The sequence below is a fragment of the Variovorax sp. FG153 genome, from assembly GCF_057809595.1.
On the sequence record NZ_JBMDKG010000055.1, the window covers coordinates 13505 to 36894 of the forward strand.

Below are 23390 nucleotides of genomic sequence, written 5' to 3' on the forward strand. Positions count from 1 at the left end.
TTCGGTTCGACAGAGGGACTAGGAAAATCGCCGCGCGGTCACGATGCCGATCAGGATGATCGCGCCGCCCGCGAATTCGGTGAGGCTCAGGTACTCGTGGAACAGCCAGCCACCGAGCACCGTCGCGATCACGGGCTGCACCAGCAGCGTGATCGAGGACAGCGCAGCCGGCAGCTTGGCCAGCGCATAGGCAATCAGGCCCTGCCCGCCCACGTGCGACACCAGCGCCAGCGCGAGCAGCATCAGCACGCCGTGCATCGTGTGCGGCACCAGCGATTCGCCGCGCAGCAGCGCGACCGGCAGCAGCACGACCAGCGTGCCGAGGCTGCTCCAGGCCATCACGCTCATGGTGCGGTAGTTGGAGCGCACGAGGCTGACCGCGAGCAGGTAGCTGCCGTAGAACACGGCCGACAGCAGGCCCAGCAGGTTGCCGGCCATGCGGCCCGAGCCGAAGTCGAGCCGGTGGCCGATCAGGAGAAAGGCCCCGGCCAGTGCGCACAGCATGCCGGCGAGGAAGCCGCGCTTGAACTTCTTGCCGAGAAAGATCCGCGCCCCGAGCACCACGAAGATCGGCGCGAGGTTCGCGAGCAGGTTGGCATTGGCCAGCGTGGTCAGCGTCATCGACCAGTGGTAGAGCGCGAGGTTGCCCGAGAAGATGAAGCCGACCAGCACCAGCCGGACCGGAAACGCCGGTGCGGTCCGGGGCGCGGGTTCGGCGCGCGCGGCCAGTGCGTCGAGCAGGAAGAAGACCGGAATCGCGAGCGCCACGCGATAGACCGCGCTGGCCGTGGGCTGCAGCTCGCTGTGGCGCAGGAACACGCCGCCCAGCGCCAGCGCGGCCGCGCCGAGCAGCAGTGCCGCGAAAGAGAGGAACTGGCCGCGGGCGGCGGCGGGAAGCGCGAGGGTCGTGGTCATGGTGCGTACGGTGGCGAAAAAGCCGAAGCCGTGGCACGCATCCTGGCCGGCGAACGCGCCGGCGTATTGGCGAAAATTGCGGGAAGCGCTCAGCCCTTGCGGGCGCGCACGTACTGCAGCGGCGTCATGCCGAAGGTGCGCTTGAAGTGCCGCGTGAGCGCGCTCTGGTCGTAGAAGCCGCTCGCGACCGCCGCGTCGGTCAGCGGCCGGCCCGCCGCGAGGTGGTGGATGGCGGCCCGGATCCGCAGCTGCGTGAGGTAGGCATGGGGCGTGAGACCGATGGTGCGGTTGAAGGCGCCGATCAGCTGGAACGGCGTGAGGTCGGCAACGGCGGCCATCCGCTCGAGGTTCAGGTTCTCCGCATAGGCGTCGTGCAGCAGCTCCAGCACTGGCGCGAGCACGCGCGCGCCTGCGGGCGCCGGCAACGCGCGCCGCCCCGCCTGGGCATGGCGCTCGAACAGCGTTCCGAAGCTCTGCACGAACAGTTCCTGCCGGCGCAGCGAATCGACGGACCGAAGGTCGCCGTCGAAGGCCTGGTGCAGCGCGAGGAAGCTGTCGACGAGCTGCGGGTCGTCGATGGCGTTCGACGCGAAATAACGGGCCTGGACCTGCCCCAGCGATGTCATCAGGTGACGGATACCCGCATCGGCCAGATAGAAGGAGCGATAGCGCCAGCGCTCGCTGCCGGCCATGCGCCCCGAATGCGGCTCGGCCGGATTGAAGACCAGCAGCGAACGCGGCTGCGCGATGCCGGTGCGGCCGCGGCTCGTGAACTCCGAGCCGCCGGCCTCGGTGACGGCGATCACGAAGGAGTAGTGCACATGCGGCGCGTACTCGTGGGTCCTGAAGTCCGCGTGCAGCAGGTCCATGCCCGGCAGATCGGGGGCATGCCAGTAGCGCGAGGTGTTCAGGGGATCGAGCTTGGCCATCTGCGTGGGATTCGATCACCTCCGGCGAAGAAAGTCGATACGCCGCCCTTCAGCATCTCCTCAGCCCGGTCTTCTAGCATCGGGCGATGCTCTCCCCCATCGCTCCCCGCATCGGCGCCGTCTTCATCCCCGTCAGCGACATCCACGCCGCGCGCGACTGGTACTGCCGGCTGCTGGGCCTGCAGCCCGATGGCGAGGTGCTGTTCGGCCACATCTACGTGCTGCCGATGAACGGAGGAAGCGGCCTGGTGCTCGACAGCAAGGACTACGCGGGCCCGAACGACCGCAAGCCGCTGTTCCACTTCGCGACGCACGACATCGTCGCGGCGCGAGACTTTCTCGCGCGCATCGGGGCAGCGCACGAGCAGATCGCCGACGGCGTGTTCGTGCGCTTCGAGGACCCCGATGGCAACCTGCTGATGGTGGCCGACGTGCCGCTGGCCGGCTGAAACCCCGATCCACCGGCTCGAGGCTTCAAGCCGGACGACGCGATGGCGCGTCGTCTCGCGCCGCTCAGGACTTCTTCGAGAAGTCCAGCGCGCTCGTCAGGTCGCCCATCGCCGGCAGGCCGTTCTTCACCAGCGCCTTGTCGCGCTCGACCAGGCCCGGCAGCACCGGCAGCGACCAGCGGTGCGTGATGAAGCGCAGGGTCGAGGCGGTGTCGTACTGCGTCTTGTCGACGAAGCCCTTCTTCGCGAAGTCCGACACGATGAGCGCGGGGATGCGGGTGCCCGGCCCCCAGCGGTCGGCCTTGGGCACGCGCGCATGGTCGTAGAAGCCGCCGTTCTCGTCGTAGGTCACGACCACCAGCATGTGCTTCCACTGCGGGCTGGCCTTGAGCTTGGCGATCACGTCGGCGATGTGGGCGTCGCCGTCGGCCACGCTGGCATAGCCGGCGTGCTGGTTCAGGTTGCCCTGCGGCTTGTAGAAGCTCACGGCCGGCAGCGTGCCGTTGGCGGCATCCTTCAGGAAGTCGGCGTCGAAGTCCTTGAGGTGGGCGGCGCGCGCCTCGGGGTGCTGCACCGGGTCGAAGGCGGCGTAGTAGTTGAAGGGCTGGTGGTGGAACTGGAAGTTCGGCGTCTGCGCGGCCGGCGGCACGGCGGCCGGGAACTTGCGGTCGCCCTCGGCGATGGCGGTGGTGCTGTTCCATGCGCCGCCGTACCAGGCCCAGCTCAGGCCCTTGGCCGTGAGCAGGTCGCCGATGGTGGCCTGCGTCTGCGGCGGCAGGGTGTTGGCCTTGGTCGGGTCGGCGTAATGATGGGTCGCGTCGTTCGCCGCCGGTGCGTTGCTGCTCGGCTGGTACGGCGGCTGCATGGTGTTGACCGCGTAGAAGTTGCCGGCGGCGTCCTTCGGCGTCAGCGTGTTGTCGTTCTTGTAGGTGGGCGCACCGTTGAGCACCGAACTCGGCGCGTTGTCGGCCGGCGTGAGGCGCACGAAGTTGCCGTTGGCATCGGTGTCGATGGCCGAGATGGTGGCCTTGGCCGGCGAGTTGTCGGCATCGGCGTTCGGGTACAGCGGCGCGCAGGCGCACACCAGGTACTGGTGGTTCAGGAACGAACCGCCGAAGGCGCCCATGAAGAAGTTGTCGGCCAGCGTGTAGTCGCCGGCGATCTTCCAGAGCTGCATCTTCCTGCCGTCGTAGTAGCCCATGCTGAGGCCGCCGGCATCGGAATAGGCGCTGAACTTGTCGTTCTTGCCGCCGTTGATCTGCATCTGGTTGTTGTAGAAGCGGTGCACCAGGTCGCGCGTGATGACGCCCTGCGACACCGGCGTGCCGGTGTTGTAGAAGCCGCTTTCCGCATCGATCCGGAACATGCGGTTGGGCATGCCCACGGTCTTCCCCTGCTCGATCACCGTGGTCTGGCCGCTCGCGGTCACGCCGCCCCACACCGGCGGCAGGTTCGGCAGCGTCGCGCCATCGAAGTCCTTCTGCGGCTCGGCCGTGCTCACCGACGACGTCGGGTTCACGCCCGGAATGCCGTTGGCGCCCGGGAACAGGCCATAGAGGTTGTCGAAGCCGCGGTTCTCGGCATAGATCACGACCACGTTGGTGATGTCGTCGAGCGCGAAGCGGTTGCGCAGCGCCGCGACGAGGTCGCCGCCGCTGCCGGCCTCGGCCACGGCTTCGGCGATGCGCTCGAGCGACTGGTCGATCTCGGTCTGCAGCGCGGTCTTGACCTTGGCATCGCCGACCTTGTTGTGGTCGGCCAGCAGCAGGCTTTCGCTCACGCCCAGGCGCGTGGCCAGCGCGGTGCGCGCGGCGCCGAGGTTGCCGCCATTGGCATCCATCAGCGCGGCGAGCTCGGTGCTGATCGCATTGACCACGCCGTTGGCGCCGGCCGGCGCGCGGAACACCAGCGCCCGGGTCACGGCGCTCTCGACGCCGGTGTCGGGATCGAAGCGCTTGCTGCCGGTGCCGATCTCGGCCACCACGGCGCCCTGCCCCGCGAGCGTGAAGGCGCCGTTGGCATCGGTGGTGGCGCTGGCTTCGCCCGCGTCGCAGCGGCCGTTGTTGTTGGCGTCGATGCAGACCTTGGCGTTGCGGTAGTAGCTGCCCGTGACCACGCCCGCGGTGGTGGCGCCGCCGAAGAAGGGCAGGAAGCCACCGCCGTCCGACCCGCCGCCGCAGGCAACGACCAGCGCCGCCGCCGCGATGGCCGTGGGCCAGGGTTTGAAGTGGCTGACGAAGGTGCGCGCCGAGGCGAGCGCACCGCTGCTGCGAGTGGAGGCGGTCATCATGTGTGCTGTTATGAGGTGTGGATGAACCGGGGCGGAAGCCCGGCCGCGCGATGCTCTCGGGGGCAGATGACAGCGGCGTTGCAAGCAAAGCTTTCGTTTGGCTTCCTAATTCAGGGCTAAGAAATCTCCATCCGGCATGTCATGGTTCTGACATGGGGCGCTCCTAGCCTCGTTCCACGGCCTGGCCCGGCTCTCTCCCCCGCCCCGTTTCCACCTGTTCCCGATGCCCCGTCTTCCTCGCCGTCCGGCGCTGCATGCCGCGGCCGCCCTGCTTTTTGCGCTGCTCGGCGGTTGCGAGCGGGCGCCCACGGCGAGCACACCGCCTCCCGCCGCGCCGGCGCCCACGGCCGCCACCGAGCCCGCGCACCCGGCCTACCTCGGCGCCACCTACGCGGTGGTGCCGGGCCGCGCGCAACCCACGCCCGCGCAGCTCGGCGAACTGGGCCGGCGCATCTTCTTCGACGGCAGCCTCTCGGCCTCGGGCCAGGCCTCGTGCGCGAGCTGCCACGACCCGAAGCACGCCTGGGGACCGCCGAACGCGCTGTCGGTGCAACTGGCCGGCCCCGACGGCCGCACCGAAGGTCCGCGCGCCGTGCCTTCGCTGCGCTACCTGCAGACGCTGATCGCCTTCACCGAGCACCACCACGACAACGACGGCGACGACAGCATCGACGCCGGCCCCACCGGTGGCCACATGTGGGACGGCCGCGCGGGCTCGGCCCACGAGCAGGCCGCGCTGCCGCTGCTGTCGCCGGCCGAGATGGCCAATGCCTCGGTCGAGGAAGTGGCGCGCAAGCTCGAACGCGCGCCCTATGCGGGCGAGCTGCGCGCGGCCTTCGGCGACGCGCTGTTCGGCGATCCGCAGGCGACGCTGCGCGCGGCCGGCCTCGCGCTCGAGGTGTTCCAGCAATCGCCCCAAGACTTCTATCCCTTCACCAGCAAATACGACGCCGTGCTGCGCGGCGAGACGAAGCTCGACGCGGCCGAGGCGCGCGGCCTCGCCCTCTTCAACGCCGAGGACAAGGGCAACTGCGCCTCCTGCCACATCAGCGAGCGCACGCCCGACGGCGCCTTCCCGCTGTTCAGCGATTTCGGCCAGATCGCGCTGGGCGTACCGCGCAACCGCAGGCTCGCGGCCAATGCCGACCCCGACTATCACGACATGGGCGTGTGCGGCCCGATCCGCACCGACATGAAGGACCACCCCGAGTACTGCGGCCTGTTCCGCACGCCCTCGCTGCGCAACGTGGCGGTGCGCCAGAGCTTCTTCCACAACGGCGTGTTCCATTCGCTCGAGGAAGTGATCCGCTTCTATGCGCAGCGCGACACGGCGCCGCAGCGCTGGTACGCGCGCGGCAAGGACGGCAAGGTGCAGCCTTACGACGACCTGCCCGCGCAGTACCACGCCAACATCAACACCGACCCGCCCTTCGGCCAGAAGCCCGGCGGCAAGCCGGCGCTGAGCGAGGCCGAGATCCGCGACGTGGCGACCTTCCTGCGCACGCTGACCGACGCCGACCAGCACGACGCGCCCGATCCCGGTGCGCTGCGCACGGCCGCGCGCAAGCCCTGAACGTCGGCATCCGCCTACACGCGCTGCCGCTTCGCCCGACAACGGGCCGCCATGCGGCAGCGCATCATTCTTCAGTCGGATCGCCCGCCGCATGCGCGCCGACATCGCGAGCGCGCCAGGCCGGCCGCCCGGATTCCTCCCGACGGCGCCCTTGCGTGACGACATGCCCGACCTTCTTCCGAACGGCGATGCGCAGCCGCCATCGCCCCGTGCTCCGCCCGTTGCCCCCGCGGCCATCGTCAGCCGGCGCCCTTCCGCCGTGAACTGGGCGCTGTCCACCTGGAGCGCCACAGCCCTGGGCCCCGGCCGCCGGCCGTCGGCCCCGTCGATGGACAGCCTCATGGACGCCGCCATGCATGGCGTGCGCAACTCGCTGTCCGCGATCCGCCTCGGCGTGGACCTGCTCGCGCGGCGCGGCGACCTGAACGAGCCCGACGCGGTGCTCGAGCACATCGACAGCGCGGCCGTGCGCGCCCACGAGCAGGCCGAGGAGCTCGCCGACTTCTGCCGGCTCGCGGCCGGGCGGACCATCGCCATGGCCGCGAAGCGCTTCCCGCTGCACCACGCGATCGGCGAGGCGATCGAGGCGCGGCGTTTGTCGCACGAAGAGATCGCGATCGAGCACGACCGGCTCGGCCATGGCGACTGCCTCGGCGATCCGGCGCGCCTCGCGCAGTTTGTGCGGCTCGCACTCGATGAACTGGCGCCGCGGGCCACGTCGCGCTGCATCGTGGTCAGCGAGATCGACGGCGCGCGCTTTCGCATCGCCGTGCATGCGGGCGATGCGCCGACACGGAACGCCATCGAAACGCCAGGCCAGCAACAGGCCCGCGCGCACCGCCAGGCGCTGCTGCGCGCCATCGCGGATGCGCACCGTGGCGAACTGCGCCTCGTGGCCGGCACATCGATCGAAGGACGCTTCGCCGCGGCCGGCTGACTATCATCGGGCCCCTTTCCCCCGACGAGCACGCGCCGTGCCCCCTGCCAGCATCTGGATCGTCACGCCGCCGGGCTATGTCCACAGCGGCGCCTTCGAGGAGTTCGCGCTCGCGCTGAGCGAGGGCCTGCGCGAACTCGGCGTGGCCGCGCCGATCGTGCACCACCGCCCCGAGGGCGAGACCCTCGTGCTCGGCGCCAACCTGCTGCCCTCGGTGCCCGACAGCCCATCGAGCGGCGCGATCCTGTTCAACCTCGAGCAGCTGTCGCCCGGCTCGCCCTGGTGGTCCGAGCGCTACCTCGACCTGCTGCGCCACCACCCGGTGTGGGACTACAGCGCGCGCAACGTGGCGCTGCTGCGCTCGATGGGCATCGCGGCCACGCTGTGCGAGGTGGGCCATGCCGACGCGCTGCGGCGCATCGTGCCGCGCGAGACGCGGGACATCGACGTGCTGTTCTACGGCTCGGTCAACGACCGGCGGCGCGCGGCGCTGCTGGCCCTCGAGGACGCGGGGCTGCGCGTGGTCGCGCTGTTCGGCGTCTACGGCGCCGCGCGCGACGACTACATCGCGCGCAGCCGCATCGTGCTGAACCTGCACTACTACGAGGGCCGGTTGTTCGAGGTGGTGCGCGTGTCCTACCTGCTGGCCAACGGCTGCTGCGTGGTGTCCGAGACCGGCGACGACCCCGAGGCCGAGCGCGCGTACCAGGGCGCCGTGGCCTTCACTTCGTACGACGGCATCGTGCCCACCTGCCTCGCGCTGCTGCGCGACGATGCGCGGCGGCGCGAGCTCGGCGCCAACGGGCTGGCGCTGATGCAGTCGCGGCGGCAGGCCGATGCCCTGCGCGCCGCGATCGGCCAGATGCCCGGGGGCTTCGCTGGCCTGGGCGCGGGCTAGAAGTCGAAGCGCGCCGACACCTCGAAACTGCGTCCCGGCGCCAGCAGCACCTGACTCACCGCCCGCCCGCCCCAGGTGGCATAGAGCCGGTCGGTGAGGTTGCGCACGCGGAAGGTCAGCAGCGCGGGCTTCATGCGGTAGCTGACGGCCGCGTCGACGGTGGTGTAGCCGTCGATGCGGATCTGGTTGGCGTTGTCGGTGAAGACGTGGCCGGCATGGTTGAGCGAGAGGAACCACTCGAAGTTCGAGTTGTCGGGGCGCCAGGTGGCGAACAGGTTGGCCACGTGGCGCGGCACGTTGGGCGGGGTGTTGCCCACGCGCGAGACGCCGCCGGCCTCCACCAGGGTGTCGAAGCGCGCGTCGAGCGCGGCGAGGTTGCCCGCCAGCGTGAGCTGGCGCGTGGGCCGCCACGCGGCCGAGAGCTCGACCCCGCGCGAGGACTGGCGGCCGTTGTTGACGGTGTCGCCGGGCTTGTTGGGATCGCGCGAGAGCACGTTGTCGAGCTCGATCCTGTAGAGCGCGGCGGTCCACTCGAGCCGCGCCTCGGGCAGGCTGTGCTTGAAGCCGACCTCGGCCTGCTTGCCGCGCGACATCGGGAAGCTGGCGTTCGACTGCGACAGCAGGAAGAACGAGCCCACGGGCACGGTGGCGTTGGTGTACTGCGCGTAGACGCTGGCCTGCGGCGACAGGTCGTAGACCGCGCCGAGCCGGCCCGAGTCGGTGCGGTAGCTGGTGTCGAAGCGGCTGTAGCCGCCGGTGTTGAGGTCGGCGATGCCGCGCCGCACCTTGGTGCGGTCGTGGCGCCAGCCGCCCACCAGCGTGAGGCCGGGCAGCGGCTTGAGCGCATCCTCGACGAACACCGAACTCACGTCGACGCGCGAGGTGGTGTCGGTGCGGTTGCCGGCGCCGGTGGCGCTCAGGCGTGGATCGTCGCTGTAGAAGCCCGTGAACGGCGCGAGCGCCGGCACGCGCAGCGCGGCGGCGGTCGAGGCCTGGCCGTCGGAGAAGCGGCGCTGGCTGTCGAAGCGGGTGCCGCTGAGCTCGCCGCCGATCACGAAGCGGTTGTCCATGCCGCCGAAGCTGCCGCGGTGGGTGGCGTCGAAGCGCTCGAGCCAGAAGTCCTGGTCGTGCGTGATCCGGGTCTGGTCGCGCGCGATGCTCGCGGGCGCGACGAACACGGCGCTCTCGGAGTTGCGGAACAGGCGCTGCGACTTGTTGGCCGCCACCGTGTTGCGCCACGACCAGTTGTCGCCGAGGCGGCCGCTCAGTCTCGCGCTGAGCCAGTACGTCTCGGAGGTGTTCTCGTTGTCGAGCACGTTGTAGTTGATGCGCGCGATGCGCCGGTCGATCACGCGGCCGTCGGGCGTGCGCACCACGCCCGTGGGCTCGGTCGCGAACCAGGCCGGCACCAGCGGCGTGCCCCAGTAGGCCTTGTTGTCGTCCTTCAGGTAGTCGAAGCTCAGGTCGAGCTTGACCGCCCCCCCGAGGTCGAAGGCCAGGCCGCTGGTGAAGTGGTCCATGCGCTCGCCGCTGCCCGGCACGTTGCCGGCGCGGCTGTCGTTGTGGCTGTAGTCGAGGCGGTAGGCGCCCGACTCCCCGACCGGCCCGCCGAAGCCCACGCCCAGCCGCGTGGCGCCGAAGCTGCCGTAGCCGACCGAGAGCTCGCGGTTCGGGTTGTTGCGGTCGGGCCGCTTGGTCACGAAGTTGACGACGCCGCCGATCGCGCCCTCGCCGTCGAGCACCGAGGCCGGGCCCTTGAGCACCTCGATGCGGTCGTAGTTCCAGGTGTCCTGCACGCGGTTGGTGACGCCCGCGCCCGAGGTGCGCACGCCGTCGTAGAGATAGAGCAGGCTGGTGAAGCCGCGCGTCGACAGCGTGGTGGGCGACGACGGCGGCCCGCCGCCCGCGAGGCCGGTGACGCCGCGCAGCGCCTCGCTGAAGGTGCGCGCGCCGCGCTGCTGGATCAGGTCCTGCGACAGCACCTCGACCGAGGCCGGCGTCTCGCGCACCGTGAGGCCCAGGCGCGAGGCGCTGCCGCTGCTGCCCTCGAGGTGCAGGCCCTCGGCGTCGCGGTTGCACTCGACGGTGATCGCGCCCAATGCCTGCTGCACCTGCTGCGCCGGTTGTTCCTGTGCCTGCGCGCCCGCCATGGACAACGCGGCGATGGCCGCGGCCACGCCCGACATCGTGTGTTTCATCTGAAATTCCCTCCGGAGATCGATCGTTCTTTGGATGTGCGCGCTCAGGCCACCGAGAAGCGGCGCAGCCGCCAGCCCGCGAGGCCGAACAGCAGCAGGCTCGGCAGCAGCAGTTGCAGCACGGCCGCGAGCGCGCGGTCGCGCAGCGCGCGCGGCGACTCCTCGCGCCATGCAAAAGCGGGGATACGGTCGAAGTCGGCCGGCATCAGCGCGCTGCGTTCCTCGATGCGCGGAAAGAAGAAGTGCTTCCACGCCAGGTGGAAGCCCACCGTCTGCGCCACGAACTGCGCATGGCGCCGCGCGCCGGTGCCGGCCAGCCCGGTCATGCCTTCGTAGGCCACGGCCGCGGGCGACAGCGCGCCGAAGCGCTCGAGCAGCCGCTGCTGGTCCGCGTGCTGGCGCTCGAAGCGTTCGAGCTCGGGCGTGATCGCCTCGTCGATCTCGCGCTCGATGCGGTAGTTGGCGAGGCCGCGCGCGCTGATCTCGATCTTGCCGTCGCGCGGCAGCAGCAGCGCGCCCTGGCCGACGTGCTTGTAGTCGGTGCTCAGCAGCTCGGCATGGCGCTTCATCGCCGCGGCCGTGAGCGTGCGCGTCTGGGTCGCGAGCTCGGTGCGCGAGGGCGCGGGGCTGGCCTGCGTGACCGCGAGGTTGAGCAGCACCGGCGCCACCAGCACCAGCAGCACCCACGCGATCATCAACACCATCGCATTGGTCGCCGAGGGCGCGCCGAAGGCATTGACCGCCACCACCAGCGCGAACCAGAACAGCGCATAGGCGCCCACCAGCAGCGCCCACCAGAAGGTGACCGTGCCCGCGCCCGGCGCGGAGGGCGCGAAGCCCGCCTGCCGCGCCAGCAGCAGCACGCCCACGGGCAGCAGCACCGCCGGCACCAGCAGCGCGGCCGCGCGCACCGCGAGCTTGCCGGTCAGCAGCGTGCGCAGGCGCAGCGGTTGCGAGAGCAGCAGGCGCAGGGTGCCGTTCTCGCGCTCGGCCGACAGCAGGTTGTAGCCCAGCACGAAGATCAGGAGCGGCAGCAGGTAGACCAGCACGAAGGCCAGGTCGAACTGGCCGCTCAGCAGGTACCAGGGGTTCTCGATGTCGCTCGGGTTCATGAAGGCCACGCGGCTCTGGTGCGTGACGCGGAACTGGCTCGGGAACAGGTCGCTGCGCCCGAGCGCGACCGGCCCGAGCGGCGCGCTCGGCAGGATCGCGTGCTGCGCGCCGTAGCTGCTGGCCATGCGCGAGGGATCGGCCGGGTTCTCGAACGGCGTGGGCTGGGCCCGGCCCGTGAGGATGGCCTCGAGCTGCGCGCGCTGCGCCGCGCGGGTGTCGCGGTCGGCCTGGGCCACGGCCGCCTGCGCGCGGTCGCGCTGCGCGGTCTGCGCGAGGCCGTTGCCGAGCGCGTAGCCGACCAGCAGCAGGAACAGCAGGGCCACGGCCCAGACGCTGCGGTCGGCCAGCAGCAGGCGCAGCTCCTGGCGCATGACGGCACGCAGCCGGAAGCCCTGGGGCGGTGGGGCGATGGAGACGGACATGAAGGCTTTCCTCGGTTCAGGCCAGCGCGCGCTGGCGACGCACCGCGACGGCCGCGAAGGCCGCGGCCAGCAGCAGGCCGGCGCACAGCACGGCCAGGCTGCGCAGCTGGTGGCGCAGGGCCCAGCCCACGCGCGGCGGCTGGTGCACGAACGGCGGCACCTTGGCCCACAGCTCGGGGCCCGACTGGTAGGCGAAGTGGCGGTCGCCGAGCGGATCGGCATGCGCGACCAGGTCCTCGCTCATCAGGTCCTGCAGCCGCCGTCGGTGCAGCTCGGCCGCGGTGGTGAAGCTGCGGTGGTGCGCGAAGTCGGTGCCGGCCATGCCCATCGAGTAGCTGCGCATCGCGAGCAGCGGCAGCAGCAGGCCGCTCCATTCCTGCAGCCGCTGCTGGCGCTCCCAGGTGTCCCAGAGGCGGCCGTAGTGGCGATCGTAGACGGGGTAGGAGGCCTGGTCGTCGAGCCGCAGCGCGATGCCCCACTGGCTGAGTGGCACGTCGCGGCCCCAGCGCTCGGTGGTGCCGAAGGCCTGCAGCCAGGTGCGGTCCGAGACCTGCTTGAGCTCGGCCTGCAGCGCCTGGTTGAACGCGAGCCGGGTCGGGCTCGGATAGGCCGCGCGCGCCGCCTCGGACAGCACGCGCGGTGCCATCACGGCCTGCGCCACCCACAGCGCGAGCAGCACGGTGATGGCCGCGCGCGAGGTGGCGCACAGCGCCGACACGCCGAGCACCACGAACACGAAGGCGCCGAGGTAGACCGCATAGCCCAGGCTCCAGGCCGAAAGGCGCAGCAGCGCATCGGCGCGTTCGCCGGGCGCGGCGCCCAGCCCCACCGCGAGCGCCGCGACCAGGGCGGCCGGCACCAGCAGCACCGCGAGCGAGGCCGCGAGCGCGAGCGCCTTGCCCGCCAGCAGGCGCAGCGGCGAGACGCCCAGACTCAGGGTCTGGCGCAGGATGCCCTGCTCGCGCTCGCCCGCGAAGGCGTTGAAGCCCAGCACGATCACCAGCAGCGGCCCGAGCACCTGCAGGATCCAGCCGACCGAGAGGTTGCCGAAGCGCTGCAGGCCGGTGGCGTCCTGCGCGGGATTGAACTTGACCTCGCTCTGGCGGTGCGCCTGCAGCCACACGGTGCTGCCGATGTAGGGGTTGATGCCCGCGTCGACCATGGCCAGCGGCGCCTCGGGCTTGAAGGCATGCATGCCCTGGTGCGCGGCGTCGTGCGGATGGCGCCGGTCCTGCGCCAGCCAGTCGCGGTAGTCGAGCGCCTGTGCGGCCTGCTGCTCGGCGCGCGCCTCGCGCTGGTGCGCCCAGCCCACGCCGAGCGCGGTGAACAGCAGCACCAGCACCAGGCCGCCGGCCCACAGCAGGCGGCCGTCGCGCAGCCGTTCGGTGAATTCGCGGTTCGCGATCCAGCGCCACATGCTCAGGCCCTCATGTGCTGCAGGTACAGCGACTGCAGGTCGATGCGCGCGATCTGCTGCGCGCCCTCGAGGCTGTCGACGAGGCGGCCGCTCTTCATGATGCCGACGCGCGTGGCGGTCTGCTGCGCATGGAACAGGTCGTGCGTGGTGGTCAGCACGGCCACACCCTGGTCGGCGGCACGCCGCAGCAGCGCGGAGAACTCGCTGGCCGCATGCGGATCGAGGCCCGAGGTGGGCTCGTCGAGCAGCAGCGCCTTGGCCTCCTTGGCCAGCGCCACGGCGATCCAGACCTTCTGCCGCATGCCCTTGGAATAGGCCGACACGCGCTTGTCGGCCGCCGCGTGGTCGAGGCCCACCGCCGTCATGAGCTCGAGCAGCCGTTCGCGCGGCAGCGCGCGGCCCAGCGCGAGGCCGGCGAAGAAGCGCAGGTTCTCCAGTCCCGAGAGCGTGCCGTAGAGCGTGACGTGCTCGGGGATGTACGCCACGTCCTGCTTGGTCGCGAGCGGATGGCGCGTGACGTCGACGCCGTTGATCTCCACCGTGCCCGCGCTGGGCGCGATGAAGTGGAGGAACAGGTTGATGGTGGTGGTCTTGCCCGCGCCGTTGGCGCCGAGCAGGCAGTAGATGTCGCCCGCGCGGATGTCGAGGTCGAGGCGGTCGAGCGCGACATGGCTGCCGTATTGCTTGGTGAGGCCCTGTGCTTTGAGCATGGGAGGGGTCCGGTCGAAGAGAAGGAGCGGGAAAACGGCGTGCGCACGCCCGCATGCATCCGCGGTGGACGCGCGCAGGCTCACGCGCATGCGGGTGCATGCCGTGGCGTTCGAGGGAAAAGGGAGTTGGCGGGGCGCCGGCGCGGCCGGTGCCGTGGCTTCAGGCGATCAGCGGGCGCGCTTGTTCTTCGCACCGCCCTGCCGCGCCTTGAAGCGCGGGTTGGACTTGCAGATCACGTAGGTGCGTCCGCGCCGGGTGACCACCTGGCAATCGCGGTGCCGCTTCTTGGCTTCTTTGAGGGAGGACAGGACTTGCATGGCGTCGCGCCGTTGGATGGAAAGTCGCAGTCTAAGTTATTGCGAATTCATTCGCAATAACTTTGTAAAGAAGAATGAGCACCCGCGCGGGTGCCCTGTTCAGTGCGATCGGCCGGCCGGCGCCGCCTTCGCCACGCAGGCCGCGCAGCTGCCGTGCAGGGTCACCTCGTGGCTCGCGACCTGGAAGCCCGGCGGCGCGAGGTCGTCCATCGGGCCCGGGCAGGCGTGCAGCAGGAACACCTGGCCGCACGACAGGCAATGGAAGTAGTGATGGTGGTGGTCGCCCGCGCGGCCCTGCCCCTTCTCGTGTTCGTGGGCGTGGTCGCCGTGCGCGTGTTCCTCCCGGCACGCGACCTCGTAGCGCGCGGGCTCGCCGGGCAGCTCGACCTTGGCGATCTCGCCGTCCGCGAGCAGCGCCGACACCTGGCGGTAGACGGTCGACAGGCTGATCTCGGGCACGAGCTCGCGCGCATGCGCATGGATTTCGGGGGCGGTGAGCACGCGGCTGGCATCGCTGAAGGCCGAGAACACGGCGGCGCGCTGGCGGGTAAGACGTTCCATGGCCTCGATGGTACGGCGCGTCGGAAAACGCCTCGCGGCGCCCGGGGACCGCATCGGGGGCTATCTAAATTGGCCCCGACGGCGCCCCGGTCTTGCCTTCCGCCCCTCTTGACGCATTGATTTAGATATATCTAAAATAATTTAGACACAAACAGATATCGATTCAGAAAGAGAGGCTCCCATGCGCCATTTCCACTTCGACCATTGCCACCGCACCCCGCGCGGCGAGCACGAGGACGGCCTCTCGGGCGGGCGGGGCCGCGGCGGGCGCCACGGCTTCGGCGCCGGCCGGGTGTTCGGCCACGGCGGCCTGCGCTTCGTGCTGCTGCAGCTCATCGCCGACAAGCCCTCGCACGGCTACGAGCTCATCAAGCTGATCGAGGAACGCCTGGGCGGCAGCTATGCGCCGAGCCCCGGCGTGGTCTATCCCACGCTGACGCTGCTCGAGGAGCTGGGCCACCTCAGCGTCGAGAGCGGCGCCGAGGGCGGCGGCCGCAAGCGCTACACCCTCACCGACAGCGGGCGCGAGTACCTGGCGGCCAACCGCGAGACCGCCGAATCGATGATGGAACGCCTCAACGGCGGCGTCGACGGCGCCGGCGCGCGCGGCGGCCGGCCGCCGCAGGTCACGCGCGCCATCGAGAACCTCAAGCTCGCGATGCGCCTGCGCCTCTCGGGCACGCCCCTCACCGAACAACAAGCCCACGAATTCGCCGCGGTGCTCGACAGCGCCGCACAACAGATCGAACGTCTTTGAAAGTCAACCGCACATGACCGACTTCTCCACCTCCCCCCAACCCGACCGCCTGCCGCGCCGCGTGCGCCACGACCTGCGCTTTCGCCAGCTCACGGTGAAGAGCGTGCAGCGCGTCACGCCGCACCTTCTGCGCGTGGTGCTCACCGGCGACGAGCTCGAGGGCTTCCACAGCCCGGGCTTCGACGACCACGCCAAGCTGTTCTTCCCCGACCCGGCCACCGGCCGCCTGACCCTGCCGACCATGGGCCCCGAAGGCCCGGTCTGGCCCGAGGGCCGGCCCACCATGCGCGACTACACGCCGCGCCGCCACGACGCGGCCGCGAAGACGCTGGAGATCGACTTCGCGCTGCACGAGGCCGGCCCCGCCACGCAATGGGCCGAGAACGCCAGGCCCGGCGACCGCATCGGCGTGGGCGGCCCGCGCGGCTCGTTCATCGTGCCGACCGAGTTCGACTGGCACCTGCTGATCGGCGACGACACCGCGCTGCCCGCGATCTCGCGCCGCCTGGCCGAGCTGCCCGCGGGCGCGCGCGTGGTGGTGCTGGCCGAGGTCGACGGCCCCGAGGACGAGATCCCGTTCGAGACCCGGGCCGCGCTCACGCTGGTGTGGGTGCATCGCCGCGGCGTGTCGGCGGGCCTGAGCCCGATGCTGCTCGAGACGCTCAAGAAGCAGGCGCTGCCCGAGGGCGACTACCACGCCTGGGTCGGCTGCGAGACCGGCGTGGCGAAGGCCGTGCGCGCGCATCTGGTGGGCGAGCGCGGCGCGAATCCGAAGTGGATCCGGGCCTCGGGCTACTGGCGCCGCGGCACGGCCGCGACGCACGACGCGATCGAGGACTGATCGGCCTCGCGCGCGGTGCCGCTCAGTGCGGCACTTCCGCCGGCCCCGAGGCCGCCGCGCGCTTCGGGCTGCGGATCAGCAGCAGCAGCGGGATCGCCACCAGCGTGATCACCATCATGATCGCGAAGTCGTCGAGGTAGCCGACCAGCGCGCCCTGCCGCGTGACCTCGGCGTTGAGCAGGGCCAGGCCCAGCGGGTTGTCGGGCGACATCATCGAAGGCAGCGTGGCCAGCGCCGGATTGCCGGGCGCCACGGTGGTCGCGATCTGCGCATGGGCGGCGCTCGAGCCCTCGGTGAGCAGCGCCTGCACGATCGAGATGCCCACGCTGCTGCCGATGTTGCGCAGCAGGCTGAAGATCGGCGTGCCCTGGTTGCGCAGCCGTGGCGCCAGGGTGGCGAAGGTGGCGGTCGACAGCGGCACGAAGGTGAAGCCGATGCCCAGGCCCTGGACGAAGCCCGAGACGATGATCAAGGTACTGTCCATCTGCAGCGTGATGCGCGTCATCTGGTAGAGCGAGAAGGCCGTGAGCCCGAAGCCCAGCGCCATGATGGCGCGCACGTCCACGCGCTGCACCAGCCGCCCCACCACCAGCATCGCGATCATGGTGCCGATGCCGCGCGGCGCCGTGACCTGCCCCGTGTAGACCACCGGATAGCCCATCAGGCCCTGCAGGAAGTTCGGCAGCAGCGCCATGGTCGCGTACAGGATCATCCCGACGATGAAGGCGAACAGCAGGCCGGTGACGAAGTTGCGGTCCTTCAGCAGGTCGCGGTCGAAGAAGGAGACGCCGCGCACGGTCCAGGTGTGGACCACGAAGAAGCAGAAGGCCACCAGCGAGGCCGCGGCCTCGAGCCGGATCTCCCACGAGTCGAACCAGTCGAGCTGCTCGCCGCGGTCGAGGAACAGCTGCAGCATGCCGATGGCGAGGCTCAGGGTGACGAAGCCGAAGATGTCGAGCTTCTCGCCCTGCGGCCGGCTCTCGGGCAGGTAGCGCGCGATGCCCCAGAAGGCGAAGGCGCCCACCGGCAGGTTGATGAAGAAGACCCAGCGCCAGTCGAAGTTGTCGGTGAGCCAGCCGCCCAGCAGCGGCCCGAGGATCGGCCCGACCATGATGCCCGCGCCCCAGATAGCCATCGCCTGGCCGACCTTCTCGCGCGGGTTGATGTCCAGCAGCACCGCCTGCGACAGCGGCACCAGCGCCGCGCCGAAGATGCCCTGCAGCAGCCGCGCGCCGACGATGCCCACCAGCGAGGTCGCCAGGCCGCACAGCGCCGAGGCGATGGTGAAGCCGATCACCGAGATGATGAACACGCGCCGCCGGCCCCAGTGGCCGCAGAGCCAGCCCGTGAGCGGCAGCGCGATCGCCGAGGCCACGATGTAGGAGGTCAGCACCCAGGTGATCTGGTCCTGCGAGGCCTGCAGGCTGCCCTGCATGTGCGGCAGCGCGACGTTGGCGATCGTGGTGTCGAGCGCCTGCATGATGGTCGCGAGCATGATCGAGACGGTGATCATCCCGCGGTGCGGCACCGCGGTTCCGGGCGCGGCGGTCATTTGCCCTCGCCCTCGGGGCCGTTGCCGCCCGTGATCTCGAGCAGGCTGCCGCGCACCTTGCCGAGCAGCGCCAGCAGCTGGGCGCGCTCGCCGGGCGCCAGCACCGCCATCACGCGCGCATTGAGCCCGTCGCTGAGATTGAGCGCGGCATCGAGCGCCTTCTCGGCACTGGGCTGCAGGTGGATCAGCTTCACGCGCCGGTCGGTGGCGCTGGCCTCGCGGCGGATCCAGCCGGCCGCCTCCATGCGGTCGCACAGGCCGCCCACGGCCATCGGCGTGAGCTCCAGCCGCTGCGCCAGCTCGGCCTGCGACAGCGGCGTCTCCTCGCCTTCCATGGCCAGCACGCCGAGCAGCCGGCACTGGGCGCTGCTCAGGCCGATGCGCTCGCGCGCGAGGCGGTCGAAGGCCTCGCCGTAGCGCTTGGCCACGTCCTTCACGATGAAGCCGAAACGCTGGCTGAAGTCCCTTTTCATAAGGGACTTGATTATCTACATGTTTATTAGTTGGGCCTTAGCGGCCTGCTCTCAGAGCCAGCCCGCGCGCCGGAACCGGTAGTAGAGATAGCCGCAGGTGCCCGCGATCAGCGCCAGCGCCGTGGGATAGCCCCAGCGGAATTTCAGCTCGGGCATGAATTCGAAGTTCATGCCCCAGATGCCCGCGAAGGCGGTGCACACGGCGAAGATGCTGGCCCAGGCCGCGAGGCGCTTGGTGACCTCGCTCTCCTCGATCGTGACCATCGAGAGGTTGACCTGGATCGCGGTGGCCACCGTGTCGCGCATCGCGTCGATCGAGCCGTTGATGCGCCCGAGGTGGTCGCCGACGTCGCGGAAGTACTCCTGCGAACCCATGCAGATCTGCGGCACCCGCCCGCCGTGCAGCTTGCCGGCGGCTTCGGTCAGCGGCGCGACCGCGCGCTTGAGCACCATGCTGCGGCGCTTGAGTTCGTAGAGCTGCTTGATCTTGTCGCGCGCCGCACCGCTTTGCGCAAAGATCTGCTGCTCGATCGATTCGAGCTCGTCCTCGAGCGCGTCGATCACCGGGAAGTAGCGGTCGACCACCGCGTCCATCAGCGCGTAGAGCACGAAGCCGGCGCCGTTCTTCAGCAGTCCGGGCTCGCGTTCGCAGCGCTCGCGCACGCCCAGGAAGCCCTGCCGGCTGCGGTTGCGCACCGACAGCACGTAGTTGCGGCCCACGAACACGTCGACCTCGCCGACATGGATGCACTGCTCGCCGGCCTCCGAGGGTTCGACCAGATGCATCACCACGAACAGCGAATCGCCGTACTCCTCGACCTTGGGCCGCTGGTGGCCGTGCTGGGCGTCCTCCACGGCCAGCGGATGCAGGCCGAACTCGAGCTGCATCACGGCCAGTTCCTCGGGCGTGGCGTCGCTGAGCGCCACCCAGACGAAGCAGCCGGGCCGCGAGATGTATTCGCTGATGCTCTCGACCGGGATGTCGGCCAGCTTGGCGCCGTTCTCGTAAGCCACGCAATTGATCAGCATCGGCGCTCCAGGGTCGCGGTTGGGTGGTAGGGTGGCGATGGTGCCACGGCGCCGCGGGCCCTTGCCTGACCGGCCCGAGGCGGAGCGCGAAAGTTAAAACATCCCTGCTCGCAAGCGCCCGAAGGGTTTAGTTGCGTGATTTTTTTCTCACTTCTTTCGTCCGCCTACAAGTCTTAGCGCGCAAAGACTGACATGCGTTGCGTGGGCGACACACGAACATCGCGGCGCTGTCACGCAAAAGGGGGCGCCCAACCAACAAAGAAGAGCAGCCGCCCACAGCTATCAGGGAAGAACTCCACCCGCCGCGCGCGGGTGTTTTTTTGCCCGCGCGAATCCCCTTCGCCACCCGCCGCCCACCGGCTTGCGCGTCGGCCACAATACCGGGCGCCCCGCGCCACGGCCTGGCCGGGATCCTCGCGACGATGCGCCCATGCCCGAACCCTCAGACAGCACTTTCTCCAACGCCAGCAATGGCTTACGCGCCCATTCCGTGACAGATACCCCCGCCGCAGCCGCCCCCGATTACGCCGGCCACACGCCGATGATGGCCCAGTACCTCCGGCTCAAGGCGGACCATCCGGACACCCTGCTCTTCTACCGGATGGGCGATTTCTACGAACTCTTCTGGGCCGACGCCGAGAAGGCCGCGCGCCTGCTCGACATCACGCTGACCCAGCGCGGCCAGTCGGCCGGGCAGCCGGTGGTGATGTGCGGCGTGCCCTTCCACTCGGTCGACACCTACCTCGGGCGGCTCATCAAGCTCGGCGAATCGGTGGCGATCTGCGAGCAGGTCGGCGAGGTCGGCGCCGCCAAGGGCCCGGTCGAGCGCAAGGTGGTGCGCGTGGTCACGCCCGGCACGCTGACCGATGCCGAGCTGCTCAACGACAAGGCCGATGCCACGCTGCTCGCGGTGCATGCCGGCACGCGCAATTTCTGCGGCCTGGCCTGGCTCAGCGTGACCGGCGCCGAGCTGCGGCTGGCCGAATGCCCGGCCGACGCGCTCGAGGCCTGGATCGCGCGCATCGCGCCGAGCGAACTGCTCTACGGCGCCGAGGTCACGCCGGCCTTCGAGCAGCGGCTCAAGGCGGCACGCAGCGCCACGCCCTTCACGCTGTCGGTGCGGCCGGCCTGGCAGTTCGACGGCGGCCTGGGCGAGCGCAAGCTCAGCGAGCAGATGGGTAGCCAGAGCCTGGCGGCCTGGAACGCCGAATCGCTGACCAACGCCCATGCCGCGGCGGCCGCGCTGCTGGGCTATGCCGAGCACACGCAGGGCCGCGCGCTGTCGCACCTGCAGCGGCTCACGGTCGAGCGCGACGGCGACCTGATCGAGCTGCCGCCCACCACGCGGCGCAACCTCGAGCTGGTGCAGACGCTGCGCGGCGAGGACTCGCCCACGCTGTTCTCGCTGCTCGACACCTGCATGACCGGCATGGGCAGCCGCCTGCTCAAGCGCTGGCTGCTGGCGCCGCGGCGCGAGCGCGGCGACGCGCAGGCGCGGCTCGAGGCCATCGGCGCGCTGCAGGCCACCGTGCTCGGCGGCGCCGGCGCGCCCTGGCGCACGCTGCGCGAGCAGCTCAAGAACACCAGCGACGTGGAACGCATCGCGGCGCGCATCGCGCTGCGCCAGGTGCGCCCGCGCGAACTGCTGGCGCTGCGGCTGGCGCTGGCCAAGGCCGAGCAGCTCGCGCCCGCCCTGCCCGGTGCGGCCGCGCTGCTGGCGCAGATCGCCGAACGCCTGGCGCCGCCGCCGGGCTGCGCCGAGCTGCTGGCGAGCGCGATCAAGCCCGACCCGGCCGCGCTGGTGCGCGACGGCGGCGTGATCGCCACCGGCCACGACGCCGAGCTCGACGAGCTGCGCGAGATCAGCGAGAACTGCGACGACTTCCTGCTCAAGCTCGAGGTCAGCGAACGCGAGCGCACCGGCATCAGCAACCTGCGCGTGCAGTTCAACCGGGTGCACGGCTTCTACATCGAGGTCACGCAGAGCGCGCTGTCGAAGGTGCCCGACAACTACCGCCGGCGCCAGACGCTGAAGAACGCCGAGCGCTTCATCACGCCCGAGCTCAAGGCCTTCGAGGACAAGGCGCTGAGCGCGCAGGACCGCGCGCTGGCGCGCGAGAAGTGGCTCTACGAGCAGCTGCTCGACGCGCTGCAGGCCTCGGTGCCCGCGCTCACGCGCCTGGCCACGGCGCTCGCCACGCTCGACGCGCTGTGCGCGCTGGCCGAGCGCTCGCACACGCTGCACTGGCGCGCGCCGAGCTTCGTCTCGCACCCATGCATCGAGATCCAGCAGGGCCGCCATCCGGTGGTCGAGGCGCGGCTGGCCGAGAAATCCTCGGGCGGCTTCATCGCCAACGACACCCAGCTCGGCCCGCAGCAGCGCATGCAGGTCATCACCGGCCCCAACATGGGCGGCAAGTCGACCTACATGCGGCAGGTGGCGATCATCGTGCTGCTGGCCTCCATCGGCTCGCACGTGCCGGCCGCGGCCTGCCGCCTGGGGCCGATCGACGCCATCCACACCCGCATCGGCGCGGCCGACGACCTGGCCAACGCGCAGTCGACCTTCATGCTCGAGATGACCGAGGCCGCGCAGATCCTGCACGGCGCCACCGCGCAGTCGCTGGTGCTGATGGACGAGATCGGCCGCGGCACCAGCACCTTCGACGGGCTGGCGCTGGCCGCCGGCATCGCGGCCCAGCTGCACGACCGGGCCAAGGCCTTCACGCTGTTCGCCACCCACTACTTCGAGCTCACGGAGTTCCCGGCCACGCACCATGGCGCGGTCAACATGCACGTGAGCGCCACCGAGGCCGGCCGCGACATCGTGTTCCTGCACGAGATGCAGCCCGGCCCGGCCAGCAAGAGCTACGGAATCCAGGTCGCGCGGCTGGCGGGCATGCCCGCGGCGGTGGTCAACCATGCGCGCCAGGCGCTGGAAGCGCTCGAGTCGCAGCATGCGCAGACGCGGGCCCAGGTCGACCTGTTCGCCCCGCCCCCGGCCTCCGAGACCCCCCTGATCAGCGCCGTAGAATCCGCGCTGTCCGCGCTCGACCCCGACGCGATGACCCCGCGCGAAGCCCTCGACGCGCTCTACGCCTTACAGAAACTGAATGCACGCGACCGCGGAGCCCCATGAGCAGGCACTGCTCTTGCGAGACGAAAAAATGACTTATTGCGTAGGCATCAAACTCAACGCCGGCCTGGTGTTCCTGTCCGATTCGCGCACCAACGCGGGCGTGGACCACATCAGCACCTTCCGCAAGATGATCGTCTACGAGCAGCCCGGCGACCGCGTCATGGTGCTGCTGTCCTCGGGCAACCTCAGCATCTCGCAGTCGGTGCGCGAGATCCTGCAGATCGAGGAACTGCGCGAGACACAGGAAAACGGCGAGCCCGGCACGCCGACCACGATCTGGAACGCCAAGAGCATGTTCGATGCCGCGCGCGTGCTCGGCTCGGCCGTGCGCCACGTCTACGACCGCGATGCCGAGGCGCTCAAGCATGCGGGCCTGGACTTCAACGTCTCGTTCATCTTCGGCGGCCAGGTCAAGGGCGAGGGCATGCGCCTGTTCCTGGTCTACGCGGCCGGCAACTTCATCGAGGCCACGACCGAGACGCCGTACTTCCAGATCGGCGAATCGAAGTACGGCAAGCCGGTGCTCGACCGCGTGCTCACGCCCGAGACCCCGCTCGACGAGGCCGCCAAGTGCGCGCTGGTGTCGATGGACTCGACCATGAAGTCCAACCTCTCGGTCGGCCTGCCGCTGGACCTCGTGGTCTACGAGGCCAACAAGCTCGAGACCGACCGCGTGATCTGCATCGACGCCGACAACCCCTACTACCGCATGGTGCACAACAGCTGGGGCCAGAAGCTGCGCGAGGTGTTCGACAGCATCGAGGACCCGGTGTGGGACGACAGCGCCACCGAGCATCCGCTGAAGATGCCGGCGACGCGGCACGGCGCGCTGCGCAAGATCTCCACGCCCGACGAAAAGCTCATCTGAA

At 70.3% G+C, this 23390-nt stretch carries 20 protein-coding genes; 8 read left to right on the forward strand and 12 right to left on the reverse strand.

The window, feature by feature from the left end; translation table 11 throughout:
* Positions 1-18 precede the first annotated feature (18 nt).
* The gene (locus ACODT0_RS36140) at positions 19-915 is read right to left on the reverse strand and encodes a DMT family transporter (RefSeq protein WP_489043454.1); all 897 of its coding nucleotides are present in this window, start codon (positions 913-915) and stop codon (positions 19-21) included.
* An 89-nt stretch (positions 916-1004) separates the two neighbouring features.
* Positions 1005-1844, reverse strand: a complete 840-nt coding sequence (locus tag ACODT0_RS36145) for an AraC family transcriptional regulator (protein ID WP_057592812.1) — start codon at positions 1842-1844, stop codon at positions 1005-1007.
* Between the two features lie 86 nt (positions 1845-1930).
* Here ACODT0_RS36145 and ACODT0_RS36150 point away from each other — a divergent pair, with 86 nt between their 5' ends.
* The gene (locus ACODT0_RS36150; protein WP_489043455.1) at positions 1931-2293 is read left to right on the forward strand and encodes a VOC family protein; all 363 of its coding nucleotides are present in this window, start codon (positions 1931-1933) and stop codon (positions 2291-2293) included.
* Between the two features lie 64 nt (positions 2294-2357).
* Here the strand turns inward: ACODT0_RS36150 and acpA are convergent, their stop codons facing one another.
* Complete coding sequence (gene acpA / locus ACODT0_RS36155) at positions 2358-4580, reverse strand: acid phosphatase (protein WP_489043456.1); 2223 nt, start codon at positions 4578-4580, stop codon at positions 2358-2360.
* Positions 4581-4806: 226 nt separating this feature from the next.
* Between acpA and ACODT0_RS36160 the strand changes: the two genes are divergently transcribed.
* The 3 genes from ACODT0_RS36160 to ACODT0_RS36170 all read left to right on the forward strand — a co-directional run bounded on the left by ACODT0_RS36160 (position 4807) and on the right by ACODT0_RS36170 (position 7991).
* Positions 4807-6156: a cytochrome-c peroxidase gene (locus ACODT0_RS36160; protein ID WP_489043457.1), complete on the forward strand. Its 1350-nt coding sequence runs from the start codon at positions 4807-4809 to the stop codon at positions 6154-6156.
* 163 nt (positions 6157-6319) lie between these two features.
* Complete coding sequence (locus ACODT0_RS36165; RefSeq protein ID WP_489043458.1) at positions 6320-7093, forward strand: ATP-binding protein; 774 nt, start codon at positions 6320-6322, stop codon at positions 7091-7093.
* Positions 7094-7130: 37 nt separating this feature from the next.
* The gene (locus ACODT0_RS36170) at positions 7131-7991 is read left to right on the forward strand and encodes a glycosyltransferase family protein (RefSeq protein ID WP_489043459.1); all 861 of its coding nucleotides are present in this window, start codon (positions 7131-7133) and stop codon (positions 7989-7991) included.
* Here the strand turns inward: ACODT0_RS36170 and ACODT0_RS36175 are convergent.
* The 6 genes from ACODT0_RS36175 to ACODT0_RS36200 form a co-directional block, all read right to left on the reverse strand.
* Complete coding sequence (locus tag ACODT0_RS36175) at positions 7988-10189, reverse strand: TonB-dependent receptor (protein WP_489043460.1); 2202 nt, start codon at positions 10187-10189, stop codon at positions 7988-7990. The two genes, ACODT0_RS36170 and ACODT0_RS36175, sit on opposite strands and share 4 nt — an antisense overlap.
* 44 nt (positions 10190-10233) lie before the next feature.
* Positions 10234-11724, reverse strand: a complete 1491-nt coding sequence (locus ACODT0_RS36180; RefSeq protein WP_489043461.1) for an ABC transporter permease subunit — start codon at positions 11722-11724, stop codon at positions 10234-10236.
* A 16-nt stretch (positions 11725-11740) separates the two neighbouring features.
* Complete coding sequence (locus ACODT0_RS36185; protein ID WP_489043462.1) at positions 11741-13141, reverse strand: ABC transporter permease subunit; 1401 nt, start codon at positions 13139-13141, stop codon at positions 11741-11743.
* A 2-nt stretch (positions 13142-13143) separates the two neighbouring features.
* Positions 13144-13851 (reverse strand): ABC transporter ATP-binding protein, encoded by a 708-nt coding sequence (locus tag ACODT0_RS36190; protein ID WP_261212490.1) that lies wholly within the window; start codon positions 13849-13851, stop codon positions 13144-13146.
* Positions 13852-14019: 168 nt separating this feature from the next.
* Positions 14020-14169: a type B 50S ribosomal protein L36 gene (gene ykgO, locus ACODT0_RS36195; RefSeq protein ID WP_057592821.1), complete on the reverse strand. Its 150-nt coding sequence runs from the start codon at positions 14167-14169 to the stop codon at positions 14020-14022.
* A gap of 99 nt (positions 14170-14268) precedes the next feature.
* Positions 14269-14730 (reverse strand): Fur family transcriptional regulator, encoded by a 462-nt coding sequence (locus ACODT0_RS36200; RefSeq protein WP_057592822.1) that lies wholly within the window; start codon positions 14728-14730, stop codon positions 14269-14271.
* A 181-nt stretch (positions 14731-14911) separates the two neighbouring features.
* On the opposite strand from ACODT0_RS36200, the gene ACODT0_RS36205 reads away from it, so the two are divergent.
* Entirely contained in the window at positions 14912-15487 is a 576-nt protein-coding gene (locus ACODT0_RS36205) for a PadR family transcriptional regulator (RefSeq protein ID WP_203202007.1), read from the forward strand.
* Between the two features lie 13 nt (positions 15488-15500).
* A complete protein-coding gene (locus ACODT0_RS36210) occupies positions 15501-16328 on the forward strand; it encodes a siderophore-interacting protein (RefSeq protein ID WP_489043463.1) in 828 nt (275 codons plus the stop codon).
* 22 nt (positions 16329-16350) lie between these two features.
* On the opposite strand, the gene ACODT0_RS36215 is transcribed toward ACODT0_RS36210, so the two are convergent.
* The 3 genes from ACODT0_RS36215 to corA are packed head-to-tail and all read right to left on the reverse strand — an operon-like array spanning position 16351 to position 19382.
* The gene (locus tag ACODT0_RS36215; protein ID WP_057592825.1) at positions 16351-17880 is read right to left on the reverse strand and encodes a DHA2 family efflux MFS transporter permease subunit; all 1530 of its coding nucleotides are present in this window, start codon (positions 17878-17880) and stop codon (positions 16351-16353) included.
* The gene (locus tag ACODT0_RS36220) at positions 17877-18353 is read right to left on the reverse strand and encodes a MarR family winged helix-turn-helix transcriptional regulator (protein ID WP_489043464.1); all 477 of its coding nucleotides are present in this window, start codon (positions 18351-18353) and stop codon (positions 17877-17879) included. Before ACODT0_RS36220 ends, ACODT0_RS36215 begins: the two co-directional genes overlap by 4 nt.
* A gap of 51 nt (positions 18354-18404) precedes the next feature.
* The gene (gene corA, locus ACODT0_RS36225) at positions 18405-19382 is read right to left on the reverse strand and encodes a magnesium/cobalt transporter CorA (protein WP_057592827.1); all 978 of its coding nucleotides are present in this window, start codon (positions 19380-19382) and stop codon (positions 18405-18407) included.
* 541 nt (positions 19383-19923) lie between these two features.
* On the opposite strand from corA, the gene mutS reads away from it, so the two are divergent.
* On the forward strand, positions 19924-22521 hold the full coding sequence (gene mutS / locus ACODT0_RS36230) for a DNA mismatch repair protein MutS (protein WP_057592828.1): 2598 nt from the start codon (positions 19924-19926) through the stop codon (positions 22519-22521).
* 28 nt (positions 22522-22549) lie between these two features.
* Entirely contained in the window at positions 22550-23389 is an 840-nt protein-coding gene (locus ACODT0_RS36235) for a proteasome-type protease (protein WP_057592829.1), read from the forward strand.
* Position 23390: the final 1 nt, after the last annotated feature.

Bases quoted from the DNA above. Each gene is read 5' to 3' on its own strand.
- ACODT0_RS36140 (WP_489043454.1), bottom strand. From the start codon at position 915: ATGACCACGACCCTCGCGCTTCCCGCCGCCGCCCGCGGCCAGTTCCTC.
- ACODT0_RS36145 (WP_057592812.1), bottom strand. From the start codon at position 1,844: ATGGCCAAGCTCGATCCCCTGAACACCTCGCGCTACTGGCATGCCCCC.
- ACODT0_RS36150 (WP_489043455.1), top strand. From the start codon at position 1,931: ATGCTCTCCCCCATCGCTCCCCGCATCGGCGCCGTCTTCATCCCCGTC.
- acpA (WP_489043456.1), bottom strand. From the start codon at position 4,580: ATGACCGCCTCCACTCGCAGCAGCGGTGCGCTCGCCTCGGCGCGCACC.
- ACODT0_RS36160 (WP_489043457.1), top strand. From the start codon at position 4,807: ATGCCCCGTCTTCCTCGCCGTCCGGCGCTGCATGCCGCGGCCGCCCTG.
- ACODT0_RS36165 (WP_489043458.1), top strand. From the start codon at position 6,320: ATGCCCGACCTTCTTCCGAACGGCGATGCGCAGCCGCCATCGCCCCGT.
- ACODT0_RS36175 (WP_489043460.1), bottom strand. From the start codon at position 10,189: ATGAAACACACGATGTCGGGCGTGGCCGCGGCCATCGCCGCGTTGTCC.
- ACODT0_RS36180 (WP_489043461.1), bottom strand. From the start codon at position 11,724: ATGTCCGTCTCCATCGCCCCACCGCCCCAGGGCTTCCGGCTGCGTGCC.
- ACODT0_RS36185 (WP_489043462.1), bottom strand. From the start codon at position 13,141: ATGTGGCGCTGGATCGCGAACCGCGAATTCACCGAACGGCTGCGCGAC.
- ACODT0_RS36190 (WP_261212490.1), bottom strand. From the start codon at position 13,851: ATGCTCAAAGCACAGGGCCTCACCAAGCAATACGGCAGCCATGTCGCG.
- ykgO (WP_057592821.1), bottom strand. From the start codon at position 14,169: ATGCAAGTCCTGTCCTCCCTCAAAGAAGCCAAGAAGCGGCACCGCGAT.
- ACODT0_RS36200 (WP_057592822.1), bottom strand. From the start codon at position 14,730: ATGGAACGTCTTACCCGCCAGCGCGCCGCCGTGTTCTCGGCCTTCAGC.
- ACODT0_RS36205 (WP_203202007.1), top strand. From the start codon at position 14,912: ATGCGCCATTTCCACTTCGACCATTGCCACCGCACCCCGCGCGGCGAG.
- ACODT0_RS36210 (WP_489043463.1), top strand. From the start codon at position 15,501: ATGACCGACTTCTCCACCTCCCCCCAACCCGACCGCCTGCCGCGCCGC.
- ACODT0_RS36215 (WP_057592825.1), bottom strand. From the start codon at position 17,880: ATGACCGCCGCGCCCGGAACCGCGGTGCCGCACCGCGGGATGATCACC.
- ACODT0_RS36220 (WP_489043464.1), bottom strand. From the start codon at position 18,353: ATGAAAAGGGACTTCAGCCAGCGTTTCGGCTTCATCGTGAAGGACGTG.
- corA (WP_057592827.1), bottom strand. From the start codon at position 19,382: ATGCTGATCAATTGCGTGGCTTACGAGAACGGCGCCAAGCTGGCCGAC.
- mutS (WP_057592828.1), top strand. From the start codon at position 19,924: ATGATGGCCCAGTACCTCCGGCTCAAGGCGGACCATCCGGACACCCTG.
- ACODT0_RS36235 (WP_057592829.1), top strand. From the start codon at position 22,550: ATGACTTATTGCGTAGGCATCAAACTCAACGCCGGCCTGGTGTTCCTG.